Genomic DNA, 15,069 nt, shown 5'->3' on the forward strand with positions numbered 1-15,069 from the left:
AAACATTTCATAAACAGACTTTGGCGTCAGACGACACCGCCCGAATTGTCGTTACCGCGCTGGATTTCCTTGTGACCGTGATCGATGAAGTCGCGGCCGGCGATAGTCGCGCTTTCGGTGATGCTCGCGGCCTTCGACTCGATCGCTTCGCTGGCGGTAACCTTCGGTGTGGCCAGTTCGATGCCGGCTTTCGCCGCGACCTTGTAGTTGTCGCACTCGACTTCGTACGTCGTGCACTCAACGCGAATCTTGCCGCCGTCCGTCAACAGGATTTTATGACCGTCTTTATGCCAGACAGCAACTTCGCCGACCTTCAGCTGCGGCCGGCTGTCAATGCGATCCAGACGCATGACGACGGTGTGGCCGCCTACCTCGATCACGAGCCCCTGACCATCACCCGGATTCCCTGCGAAACCGTAATCCTGCCAGCGCTCGGCGTTCTCCCGGCCGGTCGAGTCGAACACCTGCACCGCGACCTCTTGCACCGGGCCTTCCTTCAAGCCACGCATCAGCGCGCGGCGCAACATGTTGAGCAGGTTCACGACGGGTCTCCCTTGACTTCGAGCACCGCGCCATCCTTGCCGCGTTTGCCTTTGCCTTGACGCCGTTTCATCTTGGTCTTCAGCGGCCCCGTGTCGTATGCCTCTTTCGGCCGAACCAGCAACTCGGTTACGTCGCCTTCCTTCAGTTCGACGCTCTGCTTCACCTCGCAGATCAGCCATTCGTCGCCGTCCAGGCCGGCGATGTCGTCGTAAATCGGCACGCGCGTATTGATCTCCCACGGCTTGCCTTTCCACGTCCAGCCTTCGACTACGTATTTCAGGCCGTACGCATGCCCGCGCCGCACACGCATTGTGTGGTCGACCAGGCGCTGCATATCGGACGCGTCGTTGTTGCCGTTCGCGTTGATGACCAGCGGCAGATACCGCCTCATTTCCGGGTCTTTCGCTTGCGCCTTCTGCTGGATGGCTTTCTTGAACGCCTTGACTGGATCGGCGGCCGTACTGCCAACTTCCAGCGTCTGCAGGCTGGACCGGTGCGTGACGTTGCCCTGGCCGTAGCAAAAATAGTCCGAATGCCGCTCGGCATCGGTGCCGACGCTTTCCATGCTGATGACGTTCACACCGCGCACGATTGCGCCGTGGCTCTTTTCCTTGCCGGCCCTCGTGATGAGCACGCGCCCTTGCGCATCGGTCGTGACCAGCACACCGCGCAGGCGCGCCGCGCGCGACAGCACGTCGACCACCGTTTCGCTATGCTCGACCTTGAGGTCGCGGATCGGTGCGCCGATGTCGGTGTCGATCGTCACGTCGATGCCGAACGGCGTACACAGATCTCGCGCGATACGGTCCAGCTTCGCATTGCGCCACTGTCCGCCCTGGTAGATCGCCGAGCACGCCACCAGGTCGCCGCTGCGGCTGCGCCCCTCGACTTTCAGACCGCAATCGTCCCGCTTATAGAACGGTTCGGCGGCCAGCACAGTGCCGGTCACGACCAGGGTGTCGTTGATGCGGACCTTGATCGCGTCCTGCCGCTTGATGTTGGGCGGATTGCCCGGAATCAGCGACACCGGGATGGTGAAGCGGCTGGACAGCGTTTCCAGCGAGCGCTCGATGTTGGACGACAGCCAGCCCTGATAATCGCGACCGTTCACGGTCACATAGATTTTTGCGTCGTCGCGGGTGAATTGCTCGGGTTTCGTCGCCATGGTTCAGTCGTGCTTGATGACGCGCAGCGGCGTGTCAGCGGGCACCAGCAGCGGATGGCGAATGTGCGGATTCATGGCCACGATCTCGTCGGCCCAGCGCGTTGTACCAAACATGCGATAGGACACGTACAGCGCCGGCTGCCACGACTCCGGCGTATACGTGGTCAACCTGGCAAGGTCGCGCGATCGCGCCTGCAGGTCGGCCAGCACGGCCGTTTTCAAACGGACCAGCGCGTCGTGAGTCGTCGTCTCGCCAACACCACCAACCGGCTCGGCCGCGCTCGCCAGAATCAGTTCGGTGATCTGCTGGTTGAAGTCCGTGCGCAGCGCCAGCGCCTGGTCGTAGTTCCCCAGCTCGATCTGTGCGACTGCCCGCACGGCCATGATCGTGACCACGCCGTTAAAAAACCGCTCCAACGTCTTCAACGACTGTGCCTCGGCCTGGCGCGCAGCGGTCTGGTAGGGGCTCGCGGGCGGCGTGAAGGCTTCGGCAAGCTTCGCCTGGGCAGCGGATGGAACGAATCCGGCCGGAGCGTAAGCCGCCGCGATAGCGGGGCTGATGGCCTGCGGGAGCCCGGACGGCGACGGCGTCTGCGACAGCAAGCTGCGCGTCTCGGTGGGCGCCTTCCAGAGGTTGCGCGCTGCGCCGAATGCGGACCACGCTTCATTTGACGTGAGCGTTTCCGGAATTTTCGTCAGGTCGCAGATACGGCGGCCGAGAAGCGACGGGATCGCGGCCAACTCGTTCAGCGGGAACGTGATGTACTGCCGCACTAGGCTGTTGTACGTGTCGTAAATCCGGTTCACGAACGAGATACCGTCCCACAGCGTGTCCAGGCCCGAACGGATCCGGCTCAGCACGTTGTCGTGCGCCCAACCGGTCAGCTTGGCCAGGTCGAGATTAGCCGACAGCGAATCGAGCAGCGACTGTTCGGCATTGTCGGCCGCGTCCGCCACCTGGTCGGCCGTGTTGGTCACGCCGGCCGGATACCGGCGCGGCTCGGCGCGGACGAACGACAATTCCAGGCGTGCGCATCCGCCTTCGGATGCTGGCGCTTCCTTGACGGTGTACTGGCCGTTGCACCAGCAGCGAATGCTGCCTTGCGTCGGATGCACCAACACGCCGTCGCCAGTCAGCACCTGGCGCAGGCGATTGAGCTGGTCCAGGTAGTCGTCGCCGACCACGTATGCCGAAAACTTGATTTCGTTCGCGCCCGCGCCCATGCGGAACACGGTGGGCATGTCCTGGAACGGGTATTCACGCATCACCGTGTTGTCGCCGTCCGTCATCTCGATCGTGTCGACCTGGAACGACACGTCGCGCCATGACGCGGTGCGCAGTTGGTCTAGCCAGGTTGTTCCCAGCAGTGCCATCGCTTAAAAACCTCCCGGGTTGGTTGAGCCTGCGTCGACGCGCAGTGCGAACGGCTGCTGCGTCACAGTCGCGGTCGTCATGATTCGCTCGTCGCGTACGGCAACGTTGACGTTCAGCGTGCCGTTGCCGACCTCGACTTTCTGGGACTCGGCCTGGATGTGGTCCATTATCGCAAGCGCGGTTGACGGCTGCAGCATCGGGTTGATCAGATAGGCCGGCTGCGTGCGAAGGATGCTGATGCGGTCCAGTAGTTCCTGCGGCACCTGGGCGGTTGATCCGTCGCTGGCGCGTGTCTCACTCACACGCTGCGACGGCGGGCGGGACATCACACTGGTGAGTTGGTCACCGGCCCATTGCGCGCCGAGAAAGCCCACCGCACCACCGAGCATGCCGCCCAGCGGCACCGTGATAGGTGCGAACGGTCCACCGAAGGCGCCAAGCGCTATACCGGCCTGGGCGCCAGCCCAGCCGCCGGCAACACCTGCAGCCGTACGGCCGGCGGCGTTAGCCTTCTCGGTCGGCGTCTTGCTGCTGTCCAGCAGCGTGGGCAACAGATCGTATGCAGCGAGCCCTGCCGTCACGAGCCACGGCGCGGCTCCGCCGAGTCGGCCGAATAGCCCACGTCGTGCGCCACCGGTAGCCGCACCTGGAGCGCCACCAGCAGCACCGCCTGGCGTCGGCGCGGTCCAGCCGGGAATCTTGTTCACGACGTAGACCGGTATGGGGCCACTGCCGACGCCCCCCAAACCACTGGCACCACCCGGCACACCGGGAGTACCGCGAGGACCGCGGCTGAGCAGACACCGCGCAGGTACGCCGCCAACGCCTGCCGCCGTAACTACCGCCGCCGTCAGGGCAAACGCGGTAACGGCTGTGGTCGCACCTGGCATTACCCGTGCCAATTGCGTTACAGCGTCCAGTACCGTCTTGAGGGGGCCGTCAATCTGCTCGAAGACATGACTGCGCGCCATGTCCGTTTCGTTAGCGATCTGCTGAGCCTTGAATGCTGCACGGCTCGACACAACGCGGAAATTCGACTGGACTGCCTCGCCGTTGTCGGCGTGGATCTGCTCCTGGACTTTCTTCAGGGAGTCCGGGTTTGCCGTGATGCCGACAAGTGCCATCAGCGCTTGCGGATCGTGAATGATCTTGCCAATTGCAGAACCTTGCAAAATGGCGGCCATCGCTCGATAGGTTTCCCTTTGCTGGTCACCCGTTTCGCTCGACGCTTTCTTTCTCAGCTCGACGTAATTCTTGTCCTTCCCGACAATCTGATTCGCGAAATCGGCAAAAGCCATAATTCCGTCGAAGCCGCGTTCGCGAGCACGAGCCAGCGACTTCGGAAGGTCGTATCCCATCTTCTTGAAGCCGTTCTTCGTATCGTCGCTGTTGATCTTCAGAATCAGATTTTTGAGGCCGATACCTGCCGCATCAGCGGTTCCTGATGTGATGGCCGATGCCTGTGCATAGGACAGCAGTTTCTCGTAATCTCCCATACCACGCATACCAAGCTTGTCATTCGACGATGCCATCAGGTCGGGCAGGTAAGGGGCCATGTTCTTGATATTGAATCTTCCTTCATGCCCGGCAACCACCATCTTCGAAATCACCTTGTTCATATCGTCTTTCGACAGCCCGAAATTGCGCATGCCGGCCACTTCAACCTGCGCAATTTCAGTCACATCCGCGTCGCAGGCCGTCGCACCTTTCAGCAGATCGGGCAGCATTGATTTCGCATCGTTGATTTCGACAGATCCCGACGCCATGACAGCGCCAAGCGCTTGAAGCGCAGTATCGCGCGACCCTCCACCGTACCGAACGGCAGCGTTGATCGTGTCCTCCAGATTGCCGATCTCCAAAATGCGCTGTGCCGGAGTTTTTTGGCCGTACGCAAAATTGGAAAGATGCGCCAGCCGCTCGTCGAATGACATCGGTCGCTGAAGCGTCGCAGCAGCTGCGGTACCGACTGCGACTGCTCCCCCGACGACAGCCGCGCCAGTCTGCCCAATACGACCGACGACATGCGCTGCACGCTCGGCGTTGCGGCGAACGTCATCGATACGCCGAGAAACGCTCGCCAGATACGCGTTCATGCGATCTAGCGACGACCGGCCACCCATTTGCGACAGTGCCGTCGTCGCGCGCTGCGTCGCGTTCGCGACGCTGGCCAGCGCCGCCGCCATGCGCCGCGCGCTGCCCTCCGGGCGCGCGGCGTTCGTCTTGCTGCTCACCTGTTCCAAAGTCTTCTCGGTTTTCTGCGCAGCGCGATCTACGTCCGTGAGCGCCTTGGTCTGACGCTGGCTGGCCTGTTCGAGCGCACGCGCGTTCTCGGCAGCGCGGCGCTTCAGGTCGCTTGTCAGGGTGATGACGTACCGCAGCACCATATTGCTCATCGCCGTTTCCTCGTCTGTTCCTGTTGCGCCTTATGGGCGCGGTCCAGTTCAGCGGCCTGCGCCATCAGTTGCGACAGCGGCATGCTGCGCACCGAAGTCAGCGAGCACGGCAGGGCCAGGCTGAGCTGACGCGCCAGCGTCTCCCATTGCTTCAGCCTGGCCCTCGGTTCGCGGGACGGACTGTTCCTTCTCGCCGGCCAGGATTGCGTCGAAGTCGGCCTGCGTGATGAGCGCGTGCCGGAGTTGCGCTGCCAGGTCGACCAGCACGCATCGTTCTTCGATCTTCGCCAGGTCGAGCGGCGACAACCGGCCGAACATGTCCAGTGTCATTAGCTTCTGTTCGATCGGATCGAGCCCGGCGCACTCGAAGCGCTCGACATGGCGCAGCGTCATGGCGACGCGATACAACTCGTCCGAAACCAACAGCGTTGGCTTTCCCTGGATCGACACGACGCGCTCCGCCAGTTCAACGGCGGCGAACTCGTCGGCCACGGTCGTCTCGCGCAACCGAACCGTGCGATAGCGCACCGTCTGCTCGCCGACCTGAGACGGCAAGCCGTCGACCAGTTGCACGACATTGATATCGTTCTTGTTCATGGTGATGTTCCGATGATGGGAATGCGCCGGCCGGATACGACGAAGGCAGGGCCGGCGCCTGCCTTCGTCTCGTTCGTGTCAGCGGTGATTTACAGCCACTGCAGTGCCGTGAGCGCGATGAACTCAATGCTGACCGGGCCGTTACCGACCTCCCCCATGCTCTTGAACGTGCATTTGCCAGCACGGCAGCGTCGGCCGGTACGCAGGTTCGTCATCACAATCTGCGCCTCGCGGATCGAGCTGATGCTCTCAGGCTCGAGCGAGCCAGTGAAAAGCAGCTTGGTCTTGATGACGCGAGCGACGCGCTTGCGCGTCGTGTAGTCCTGGCCGTTTGTGGCCAATGTCGCTTCGCGCTCGAAGCCCGCCGCACCCTCAACAGTTGCACTGCCGTCCTCGATCGCCCATTCCTCACCGTCCACGGTGAGGCTGTCCACACGGAAAATTTCGCTATCGCAGGCCATTTAAGCCCTCCATTAAAGTCAGAGAAATGTGTGTGTTTCGGGGCCGATCAAACGTGACCTGCGATGAACTCGCTGGTGATCTCGGTTTGGTAGTGCTGCGTGATGAGCACCGGCTGGTCGAGGATCTTCAGCTTGCCGTTCGGCCCGTCGACTTCGACTCGCAACGTCTTCTTGTAATGGTCCATGTTCTGGAACAGGCCGGCCGTCATAAACTGCTCGTAGTTGTTCAGCATGATGTCGGTGCCAAGCGGGACGGTCATGATCTTCTGGCCTGGAATCGGCTCGGTGACGTACTCGGCCAGCTTGTAGCCGCGATACTTGGTCTGGATTTCCGTCACCGTGAACCAGCGGTAATACGACAGCGTTTTCACCCAGTTCAGGTTTCGCCACGACGGGTCTATGGCACCGGTCGGATGCGTCGTGTAGTTCGTCACCACGCGCAGCATGTGCGCGGTGCCGTCCTCCATCGTCTCGAGCACTGAGCCGCCCGCCGTCAGCATGTTGTTGCGCTGGTCGATTTCCCAGTCGTCTTCCAGGCGCGCTGCGACATAGCCGCTCAGCGCCACACCCGTGAACGGGACTGCCGGGTCGATCGCCACGTGGCTCTCGATCGCGGCGGCGGCCATTGCGGCTGTCTCCCACGGATTGGTAAGGTCACGGGTCACGCAGATCGTGTGCACCGCCGGACTGTTGCGGGGGCCGAGCCAGGCGACAACTTCCCCCTCGCTTCCGCGCATGACCGTCACGGCCTGGCCATCCTGCATGTTGTCGAAGTTCCAACGCCGTTCCAGCTCGGCCTCCAGCACACCCATGTTCGCGCTGTCGGTGTACGGCATCGCGTATTCGGTCGCACGAAAGCCTTTGATCGCCGAGATGACCGGCGTGATGTCGGGATTGACGGCACCGCCAGCCATCGACGTGATCGTCACCGTCACGCCCTGCGGCAGCCGATCATCCGCGTAGTACGTGCTGCGCAGATCGATGCTGTTGCCCGTCGCGCCTTTCCAGCGGCAGGTCAGCTTCACTTCTCCGGCTGCGGTGCCCGCGACAGCAGTAACGGGAAGACTCGGTGTCGCCTGGATTGCGTTGAGGAGCTTCGTGGCTGCAGTCGTCGCAGTGTCGTTGACCGCGATCCCGATCCGCACGCGTTTGCCGCCGATGTACAGCGACACTTCGCCGGACGCGTGATTCGCATCGACCTGCAGCGTCACCTTGCCCGTGGCAGCCAGTGCGGTCGCATCGTCAGCAAGGATCGCCAGATCGATCGGCATGCCAAGATCGGCGTTTGCCTTTGCCGCACGCCACATTGCGAGCAGCATCGAGCCTTCACCCAGCAGGCCGATCGCTTCGGCCTCGCTGGTGACGCGTTGGCGCTTCTTAATGTCGACGCCGATCGGCGGGTTCGCCTGGCCGATCAGCAGCACGCTGCGCGGCATACCGCGCAGGCCGCGAATCGCCTTCGACGCATCGAATTTGTGGGCCACAAAGGGCACCTGAAAGTTCAATGAAAGCAAGTTCGTAAGCATCTTCTATTGCCCTGTGAATGAGGTTTGAAGCGGGTTTAAGCGACCTTCCGTTACTCGGGACGTTGGCGGATCAGATCGCCGTCTTCGAGCAGCCGGAGAACGCGAACGTCGACCGTCGCCGGGCCGGCTGCCGTCTCGCTATACAGGCCGCCGAATTCGCGATTGATGACGACGCGACCGGCACCGGCTACGACGGCGATCTGCTCGCCCAGTCGTGGTGATGGAAACGGGGCAGGCTCGGTAACAACCTGTTCGATGTCGTCGATAGCACCGTCGATATCGGTGTCATCTATCGTCGTAGTCTTGGCTCGAGCCATTTGTCACTCCTTTGATGTCGATTTGCACTTCGGGGCCAGGTCTTGGCGGCGGTGGGTCGGGCGGTCGAATTATGGGATTCCATTCAATGTCGACCGCTTTCAAGTCGGGCGGCTCGTCGGGATTAAGCAGGCCGTCGAACTCGATTTCCTGCCACCAGCCGACCATCCAGACGGCCAGCCCCCGTGCGTCGAACTTGCGGCTGTATATGCTTTCGGCGACCACGTTGTCGGCTTTGCCGGTACATGGCGGGCGATCCCAGTTCGAAAGAATTCGCGACACCAGCTCGGCACGCTGCATCGCCGCGGCCGCACGCACCACGCGATTGCCGTCGTTCGTTACGACGAACACTGCACACTTTGCGAGCCAAGCGTTCTTCCCGATGTACTGGCCGGCCTTCGGCAAGCGCCGCCACCCGAGGCAGGTCGTAAATGCGGCAGGCGCAACAAACGAGTGCGCGGGCACTTCCTCAGCGTCCAACTGGCCGCCGTACAGATCAATCGTTTTGAAGAGCTTGCCGGCCTTCTCGCGCAGCACGACGTTGAGCGCATTGAGCAACGCCGTGCTCATGACGTTCGTGTCCATCACCTCATCCTCACTGCGTCGAGCGGCATTTGGCCGGTCAACGCGCCATCGTGATCGTTGACGCCGAGCACAGGTCGCGCCTCGATATGGACGGAACGGTCACGCCCAGTGTCACCGCCGAAATGGTGAATGCGCTCGCATTCCTCGCCGTTTCCAAATTCCAGGCCGTCAGGAATCACGTTGTACACATAGCTGTCATACAGGGCGCGCGAGTCGATCAGCGTCGGGCCTTGACGCTCGAGCGCAGCGGCCGATTGCGGCATCGGACTGCCATCCCAGAGCATCTGCTGGTCGAATCGATCCTGAATGTGGCCGAGCATGTATTCACCGATTTCCTCGTGCCCGCCCGTGAACGTTGCACCACCGATCGCTGCGAGGTGCCGACACAGCGCATCATCGCCAGCGAAGTCCCATTGCACCGACACCCCGTTCATTTCCCGTACCTGTCCCAGTTGTAGGTGATCGGCACCTTGCCCCACAGCACGCGACGACCGCTCGCTGCAGGCGGTGGCAGCACCCCGACTTTTCCGGTCCACACATCGCGCAACCAGTCATTCCAGTACTTGCAGCGCGTTTCCCGCTGGTTGGTCGCGTTGTCCGGATCGTCCTGCAGCGAGCAGCGAGCAGCGCGTGAGCGACGGACCGCAGGTCTTCAGCTGTGTCCGGTCGATGTCCGCGTGGTCCAGCGGCAAACCCTCGTTGGCGCGCAGATAGCCGTCCATGAACCGGCTGGACCGCGCCAACATGGAAGTCAGCCTGCTTCGATCCAGTTGGCGAGGCCCGCGGCTTGGGGAGAAGTGGTCTTGTCCATGCCTCGCAGTTTGCGAGGCGCGGATCAGAAAAAAATGGTGAACCATTTCACAAGCAAATGATTCTCCGTGACGCTGCGGGAGTGGGACGGATTTAAACGGCCTAGAGGCCGTTGGCGGGGTTGGACGACCATAGAGTCGTCCAACGAGTCATCAGCAGTTTTTGATGATGTTTCAGCGCTTTTTGAAAAGGGTCTTGCTGGCGCGGGCGGCAATCACTCGAACAGGTCGCCGCTGGACGGCTCTGCGGAATGCTCGCCGAGTATCTGAAATACGCGGCGCATCGTGTACCCGGTGCGGATCGCGATCTGGTCGACCGTGAGTCGCTCCATGCGGAGCTGGCGAACGATCTGATGCCGTTGCTGGCGCGTCACGGCGTCCTTCTTGGGCAACATGAGGGTCTCGCCGCCGAAGCGCTCCACCAGGGCAACGAATGCGACCGGGCCAATATGCTCGACCAGCATGTGCTGCGGATCGACACGCTTGGGCACCGACAGATATGTACCGCCGCGCCAGTCGATCAGCGCGAACGCAGCCGCCTCACCGACGCAGTCGATGAGTTCGCGCAGCAGCTCGGGCAGCGCAGCACGGTTGATGCGGGGCGTCGTATTCATGCGGTCACTTCGGCATCGGGTTGCACGCGAAGTAACCATTTCTTCGCGGCTTCGATCAGATACGGCAACTGGCCGGCGCGGGCGAAGCGCAGCGCGGCGGGCGTCGGAATGCGACCCGTCGCCCACGATTCCAATGCGGTGGGCGTGTTCACGCCCACCGCGCCGCACGCCGCGAGCTGTGCCCACAACGCGGACAGCTTGCGCGGCTGCGGCTCGTTCCATGCGCCAGGCGCGGCCTGCGGCTTCATCAAGTCGAGCAGCTTGTGCCGACGTGCATGCGCCTCGCGGCGTTGCTTGGCCGACAGCTCGGCGGCCGAGCGCACGCCGAAGTGCGCCAGCAGCCAATCCTTGTACTGGTCTTCGCTCATGCCGGCTTTCATCGCCTTGCGGCGGACCAGCTGGCTGTCATGCTTAGAGGCCAGTTCAAAAACTCCCGAGAGGGGCTGTTTACTTCCTCGGCAAGCTGTTAACCTTGGGCATCAGAACAACGGAAGTCCAAGGATGGAAGCGCCAATCATTGACGACGAACTGTGGATACTGATCGAACCATTGCTGCCACCTGCGAAGCTTCGAGCGAAGAGCGATCCTGGTCGCCCGCGCGTGTCCGACCGTGCGGCTCTCAACGGCATCCTGTTCGTGTTCAAAACGGGAATTCGTTGGAACCACTTGCCGACTCGTCTGGGCTTTGGCTCGGGCGCCACATGCTGGCGGCGATTGAGCGACTGGCAAAAGGCTGGTGTATGGGACCAACTGCACGAGTTGCTACTCGACAAGTTGCGTGCGGCCGGCCAAATCGATCTGTCATACGCTGCGGTCGATTCGTCGTCCGTGCGCGCCGTTGGGGCGGGCGAAAAACTGGCCCGAACCCCACCGATCGCGCGCGACCCGGTTCCAAGCACCACGTCCTCGTAGACGCCAACGGCGTTCCTCTCGTTGCGATCCTGACTGGCGCGAACACCAACGACGTCACGCAGTTGCTGCCGCTCGTTGATGCGATTCCACCCATTCGCGGCGTTCGTGGCCGACCGCTTCAGAAGCCCGGCGTCGTCTACGCCGATCGCGGCTACGATTCCACCCGACATCGTCGCGCGTTGCGCGAACGCGGTATCAAGCCCGTGATCGCCAAGCGCCGGACCGAGCATGGCAGTGGTCTGGGCAAGTATCGTTGGGTGGTCGAACGTACGCATTCCTGGCTCCACAATTTCCGGCGCCTACGCACTCGCTTCGAGCGAAGTGCCTACATTCACGAAGCATTCCTCAAACTTGGCTGCTCGATCATCTGTTGGAACATCTTCAGACGAGCTGAGCAGGGTTTTTGAACTGGCCTCTTAGACGGATATGTGGACAGCGCCATGTCAGCGGGCCTTCGCTTTGCGTTGCAGGTGTTCGAGCAACACGCGGGCTTGAGCCGTGTTCGCAAACATCGATGCGAGGTGCGCTTGTTCTGTTCGACGTACGCGACGGCGGCAGCGAACGCCGCGTCCCGCATGCGGCCCGTCCTGACCGGTGCGCCGGACAATAGGTGCGTGACGGTCAAGACGACGCGCCCCCACGTGTCGCAGTCCGCGTGCATGCCGAATGAAGCGTCGGTGTACGACAGTCGAATGCTGTCGCCGCGCACGGTTTCCACTTCGTCACCGTCGACATCCTCATAGAAAATTTTCATGTTGGTCACGGCGTTACTCCAGGTGTGGATTCGGCGGGCACGGTGCATACGAGCGGATCGGCACCGAAGTAGATGCGAACGTGGCCAATACCGACCGCTTCAAGCGATGCGGCAACGGCGACTGCGGCACCGACAGTGGCCAATACGATCACGATGCAATGGGCAGCGGTCATCGCGCCTCCCAGGAGCCGGACAGAAACGATTCCAGCGCCGACGCATGCTGTTCGCCAGCACCGTGAGCAGCGCACATACCGAGCGCGCATTCGGCGGCAGCACGTTGGCCCTCGGTCAGCGCGACGGAGCGCTCCTGCTCGAACTGCAGCTGGAAGTTGAGCAAGTGCATGGCCAGCGCCTTACAGCGAAGCGGATCAGTTTGGTTCGTCATGGTGGCCTCACGCACTACGTTGCTCGCCGAGCAGCAGCGCGTCGCGTGCGACGGCGTGCACCAGGTCGGCGGATAGTTCGTGGTTCTTCTTCAGACCGTAGTCCCGCAGGGCCGGAATGAAGTTCTCGATGAGCATCCGAGCCGAACCCCTGCAGTACAGCCAGAGCGCATCCAGCACTTCGCCGGACAGCTCGCCCTGGTCGTCCAGTGCGGCTTGCGCGAGCGCGCCAGCGTCTTCGCGCGAGACACCGCGAACAATCTGCGGCCAGAAACCGACACGCGAGCGGATTTGATCGAACTGCCCGTAGCTCGGCTTGATGAGCTGCAGCAGCCGATCGGTGCCGACCAGGACGATGCCGATGCCGGCCTTGTCGCGAATGCGTCGCAGGTAATGCAGGCAGCTCGGCATCATCGTTTCAGCTTCGTCCACGATGATGAGATACGTCGTGCCGTTCAATGCTTCGGCGATCGACGAGAACTTTCCATCGAGTGTGCGCGCCATAGGGGCCGACGATGCCGCCAGCAGCTCATCGAGCATCATGGCCGGCGACATGTTCGGGTTGGCGTCGATGATGATGGTATGGCTGTTCTGTTCCTTGTACTGGCGCACGGCATCCGTCTTGCCGACACCGACGAAGCCCGTCAATACGCCGAAGTTGCGGTACCTCCGGGCGCGATCGCATACGACGTTCGCGAGCTGAGACACGCTCGTCTGGACATGCGGCATCGTGGTGATCGTCGCGCGGCCGGTGTACGTCGCGAGCGCGTCGGACATCATGCGCAACCACTTCGTCGGCTCGGTGCCGTACTTTCCGTTCAGCACCGTGGACATCGTGCCGACGTTGACGCGCGACAGACGAGCGAGCCATGAGCGTGTTTTTCCGATTTCGCTCAGTTGCGCGACGATGGCCGCGGCCTCAGTGCGGTTCGATTCGCTGTAATGGTCCGGCCACTCGACAGGAATAGCCACGGCGTTGTCGGTTTGGGTCTTCGCAGTCATGGTCGCTCCTTATTCGTTGTCGAGCAGATCGATCACGATGCCCTTCGCGGATCGATTCAGATCGATGACGGGTTGAATGCTGACGTCGGGGAGCTGCGCCAGTTGTTCTTCGACAGTGATGCTGTCCTGGGCACGTGCACGGGCCTCCTCGGTCTTGCGCTCCAGGCGCTTGATCTGGCCTTGCAGGCGCTTTTCGCGCTGTTCATCCAGGCGCGACTGCGGCACGACGCCGACCGTGCGGACGATTGCGGCCTGGCACACGAACTGGTCTTTCGCGTCGTACAGCCACACCGTGCGGTCGTCGTGCAAGTCGTATTCGATCGTCAGCGACTTGCCGTCGTACAGCGCCAGTTCGGCCGCGTAGTACTGACGTTTGTGCAGTTCGACCATCTGGCGGCGCACGGTGCGTTTCTCCCGCGGCCGGACGATTGCTTCGGCGGACAACACGACCGGGTTGCGTTCGAGCGACGCCCACGCCTGAGCAGGCGTGCGGCCATCCAGCACGTCCATCGGCGTGTGGTTGTATTCGTGGATGAAGTTCGCCAGACTGGCCCTGTACTCGTCTAGCTGCGGCAACTGGCGCTTGCCCGACCGCACCTCGACGGACAGGCGGCGATTCACCTCTGCGGCCATGTCGTCGCCGCAGTAGAACCTACCTCCCGCGAAAAACTTGTCGTGGTGGTCGCGCACCGTGCGGAACCAGCGTTCGATCCAGCCCTTGCCGTGCGGGTTGCCCGGCAACGTACCGATCACGTCCATTTCAAAGCGGGCATAGAAACCCGTCGCAAGGTCGTTAAGCATCTTGGCGCGATAGCCTGCACCTCGGTCGAGGTAGAGGAACAGCGGCAGGTGGTCGTAAGTCTGCATCGCGTGTGACAGAGCGAACACCGTCGACAGCGCCGATTCCGATTCGGACAGATACCAGCCCGGCACGTACCGCGACCGAATGTCGATGAACGCGGTCAGCTCGGGCCGGAACAGACCGCCCGTGTTCGGGTGTGCCACGTAGCAATCGCTCGTGTGGCCATCGCCCGCGTAGATGTCGCCGACCTTGATTTGTTCGAGCGTGCGTGGCTGGTATTTCTGGTGCCGCAGCTTGTGCAAATGCTTGCCGACGCGGGCGGGGCTGTTCTCGCCGAGCGTCGCCGGCAATGACTTCAGGTAACGGGTCACGCGCGAGTCGGTCGCGGTGTCGAATCCCTCTTTGCGCAGCTTCAGCGCGACCGCAGCGTAGGTCGGCTTGCTAGGCAAGTTGTACAGCGCGGTTGCGCGCAGCTCCCAGCCGTAATCCTTACGCACGCGGCCGGTGTGGTTCGACAGCAAGCCGATCTTGCCTTCGCGCCGGTAGCCGGACAGCCATCGCTTCAGGGTGGACACGGACGGCACCTCACCCAGTCGGTCCAGCAGCTGTTTCTGGACTGCCGAATTGGTGTCGCGCAGGCGCTCGGCCAGCAGCGCTGCAACGTTGTTGAGGCTCGCGCCGGATTGGATCAGTTGCACGCCGGGGCCGATCAGCTGATGACGCAGCTCAGCCGTCTGCCGCTGCGCTTCGGTGGCGATCAGCCACGGATCGCTATTGAGCGCAGCCGGAACTCGGCTGGTCATGATGTCGGATTTCAAGAGTACGGATCGCAT

Annotated in this window: 19 protein-coding genes; 1 reads left to right on the forward strand and 18 read right to left on the reverse strand. The window is 62.2% G+C overall.

Features of this window, described 5'->3' with window-relative positions:
* Nucleotides 1-26 precede the first annotated feature (26 nt).
* From KS03_RS03405 to KS03_RS03455, 13 genes are all read right to left on the reverse strand, one after another.
* On the reverse strand, nucleotides 27-542 hold the full coding sequence (locus tag KS03_RS03405; protein ID WP_015878169.1) for a phage baseplate assembly protein domain-containing protein: 516 nt from the start codon (nucleotides 540-542) through the stop codon (nucleotides 27-29).
* Nucleotides 539-1,708, reverse strand: a complete 1,170-nt coding sequence (locus KS03_RS03410; RefSeq protein ID WP_015878168.1) for a phage baseplate assembly protein — start codon at nucleotides 1,706-1,708, stop codon at nucleotides 539-541. Before KS03_RS03410 ends, KS03_RS03405 begins: the two co-directional genes overlap by 4 nt.
* Nucleotides 1,709-1,711: 3 nt before the next feature.
* Entirely contained in the window at nucleotides 1,712-3,082 is a 1,371-nt protein-coding gene (locus tag KS03_RS03415) for a DNA circularization protein (protein WP_015878167.1), read from the reverse strand.
* 3 nt (nucleotides 3,083-3,085) lie between these two features.
* The gene (locus KS03_RS03420; RefSeq protein ID WP_015878166.1) at nucleotides 3,086-5,476 is read right to left on the reverse strand and encodes a phage tail tape measure protein; all 2,391 of its coding nucleotides are present in this window, start codon (nucleotides 5,474-5,476) and stop codon (nucleotides 3,086-3,088) included.
* Between the two features lie 48 nt (nucleotides 5,477-5,524).
* On the reverse strand, nucleotides 5,525-6,073 hold the full coding sequence (locus KS03_RS03425; protein ID WP_017432229.1) for a phage tail assembly protein: 549 nt from the start codon (nucleotides 6,071-6,073) through the stop codon (nucleotides 5,525-5,527).
* 89 nt (nucleotides 6,074-6,162) lie between these two features.
* Nucleotides 6,163-6,534: a hypothetical protein gene (locus KS03_RS03430; protein ID WP_017432228.1), complete on the reverse strand. Its 372-nt coding sequence runs from the start codon at nucleotides 6,532-6,534 to the stop codon at nucleotides 6,163-6,165.
* Nucleotides 6,535-6,581: 47 nt separating this feature from the next.
* The gene (locus KS03_RS03435; protein ID WP_234038089.1) at nucleotides 6,582-8,039 is read right to left on the reverse strand and encodes a phage tail protein; all 1,458 of its coding nucleotides are present in this window, start codon (nucleotides 8,037-8,039) and stop codon (nucleotides 6,582-6,584) included.
* 71 nt (nucleotides 8,040-8,110) lie between these two features.
* A complete protein-coding gene (locus KS03_RS29425) occupies nucleotides 8,111-8,377 on the reverse strand; it encodes a hypothetical protein (protein WP_102952619.1) in 267 nt (88 codons plus the stop codon).
* Nucleotides 8,346-8,960 carry a hypothetical protein gene (locus KS03_RS03440; protein ID WP_017432226.1) on the reverse strand — a complete coding sequence of 205 codons (615 nt, stop codon included), beginning with the start codon at nucleotides 8,958-8,960 and terminating at the stop codon, nucleotides 8,346-8,348. The genes KS03_RS29425 and KS03_RS03440 overlap by 32 nt, the downstream gene beginning before the upstream one ends.
* Complete coding sequence (locus KS03_RS03445) at nucleotides 8,960-9,394, reverse strand: phage virion morphogenesis family protein (protein WP_015878164.1); 435 nt, start codon at nucleotides 9,392-9,394, stop codon at nucleotides 8,960-8,962. Before KS03_RS03445 ends, KS03_RS03440 begins: the two co-directional genes overlap by 1 nt.
* Before the next feature lie 117 nt (nucleotides 9,395-9,511).
* Entirely contained in the window at nucleotides 9,512-9,682 is a 171-nt protein-coding gene (locus KS03_RS32585; RefSeq protein WP_230674376.1) for a hypothetical protein, read from the reverse strand.
* Between the two features lie 302 nt (nucleotides 9,683-9,984).
* Complete coding sequence (locus tag KS03_RS03450) at nucleotides 9,985-10,383, reverse strand: hypothetical protein (RefSeq protein WP_015878163.1); 399 nt, start codon at nucleotides 10,381-10,383, stop codon at nucleotides 9,985-9,987.
* Complete coding sequence (locus KS03_RS03455; RefSeq protein WP_017432225.1) at nucleotides 10,380-10,763, reverse strand: regulatory protein GemA; 384 nt, start codon at nucleotides 10,761-10,763, stop codon at nucleotides 10,380-10,382. Before KS03_RS03455 ends, KS03_RS03450 begins: the two co-directional genes overlap by 4 nt.
* 121 nt (nucleotides 10,764-10,884) lie before the next feature.
* Between KS03_RS03455 and KS03_RS29435 the strand changes: the two genes are divergently transcribed.
* A protein-coding gene (locus tag KS03_RS29435) for an IS5-like element ISBugl2 family transposase (protein ID WP_085962362.1) occupies nucleotides 10,885-11,702 on the forward strand; the annotation gives its coding sequence in 2 pieces (ribosomal slippage) (nucleotides 10,885-11,233 and nucleotides 11,233-11,702; 819 coding nt in all).
* Here KS03_RS29435 and KS03_RS03460 read toward each other — a convergent pair.
* From KS03_RS03460 to KS03_RS03470, 5 genes are read right to left on the reverse strand one after another with little or no spacing between them, the layout of a single operon-like run.
* The gene (locus KS03_RS03460; RefSeq protein ID WP_158335143.1) at nucleotides 11,627-12,058 is read right to left on the reverse strand and encodes a hypothetical protein; all 432 of its coding nucleotides are present in this window, start codon (nucleotides 12,056-12,058) and stop codon (nucleotides 11,627-11,629) included. The genes KS03_RS29435 and KS03_RS03460 overlap by 76 nt on opposite strands.
* Nucleotides 12,055-12,222 carry a hypothetical protein gene (locus KS03_RS32215; RefSeq protein WP_167343584.1) on the reverse strand — a complete coding sequence of 56 codons (168 nt, stop codon included), beginning with the start codon at nucleotides 12,220-12,222 and terminating at the stop codon, nucleotides 12,055-12,057. The genes KS03_RS03460 and KS03_RS32215 overlap by 4 nt, the downstream gene beginning before the upstream one ends.
* Nucleotides 12,219-12,434, reverse strand: a complete 216-nt coding sequence (locus KS03_RS30895) for a hypothetical protein (protein ID WP_127913876.1) — start codon at nucleotides 12,432-12,434, stop codon at nucleotides 12,219-12,221. Before KS03_RS30895 ends, KS03_RS32215 begins: the two co-directional genes overlap by 4 nt.
* A 7-nt stretch (nucleotides 12,435-12,441) precedes the next feature.
* A complete protein-coding gene (locus KS03_RS03465; RefSeq protein WP_015878161.1) occupies nucleotides 12,442-13,434 on the reverse strand; it encodes an AAA family ATPase in 993 nt (330 codons plus the stop codon).
* A gap of 9 nt (nucleotides 13,435-13,443) precedes the next feature.
* Nucleotides 13,444-15,054: a Mu transposase C-terminal domain-containing protein gene (locus tag KS03_RS03470; protein ID WP_020379842.1), complete on the reverse strand. Its 1,611-nt coding sequence runs from the start codon at nucleotides 15,052-15,054 to the stop codon at nucleotides 13,444-13,446.
* Nucleotides 15,055-15,069: the final 15 nt, after the last annotated feature.

The organism is Burkholderia glumae LMG 2196 = ATCC 33617, from assembly GCF_000960995.1.
Taxonomy (GTDB): Bacteria; Pseudomonadota; Gammaproteobacteria; order Burkholderiales; family Burkholderiaceae; genus Burkholderia; species Burkholderia glumae.